Origin of the sequence: Clostridium sp. ZS2-4 (assembly GCF_026719745.1) — a bacterium.
Taxonomy (GTDB): domain Bacteria; phylum Bacillota; class Clostridia; order Clostridiales; family Clostridiaceae; genus Clostridium_H.
In genome coordinates, this window is the sequence record NZ_JAPPRQ010000068.1 from 1 (window position 1) to 843 (window position 843).

General features: G+C 35.3%; 1 protein-coding gene. It reads right to left on the reverse strand.

Annotation, left to right across the window (positions count from 1 at the left end; genetic code table 11):
* Positions 1 to 843: electron transfer flavoprotein subunit alpha/FixB family protein (locus OIO11_RS11625; protein WP_268071633.1), on the reverse strand; the 843-nt coding region annotated here is incomplete at both ends.

Genomic DNA, 843 nt, shown 5'->3' on the forward strand with positions numbered 1-843 from the left:
AGCTTTTATTTGAGCTATTAATTCTGGAATTACTTTATTTAAGTCTCCAACTAATCCTAAATCTGCAACTTTCATGATTGGAGCTTCTGCATCTTTGTTGATAGCGATTATGTATTCACTATCTTGCATTCCAGCTAAGTGTTGGATTGCTCCAGAGATTCCGCATGCAACATATACTTTAGGTCTTACTGTTTTACCAGTTTGACCAACTTGTAATGCATGGTCTACCCAACCATTATCAGTTGCTGCTCTTGATCCTGCTACTGTTCCACCAAGTACTTCTGCAAGTTCGTTAAGGATTTGGAAGTTTTCTTTATTTGCCATTCCTCTTCCACCTGCTACGATTACTTCAGCTTCACTGATGTCTGCTACTTCTTTAGCAATTTTTACTACATCTAATACTTTTATTCTCATATCTTCTTCAAGTATAGTTGCAGATATTTTTTCTATCTTAGATTCATCTATTTTAGATTCATCTTTTGCTAATTTGTCAAATACTCCTGGTCTTACTGTTGCCATTTGTGGTCTGTGTTCTGTACACATGATTGTTGCCATTAAGTTTCCACCGAATGCTGGTCTTGTCATCATTAAGTGGTTTGTTTCTTCTTCTATATCTAATGCTGTACAGTCAGCAGTTAATCCTGTTGAAAGTCTTCCTGCAACTCTTGGTCCTAAGTCTCTTCCTATGAAAGAAGCTCCTATGAACATTATTTCTGGCTTTCTTTCGTTAATTAAATCACAAATTACTCTAGCATAAGCATCTGTTGTAATATGTGCTAATTTTTCATCTTCAGCATATATTACTTTATCTGCTCCGTATGCTAATAATTCTTTTGCTAAATC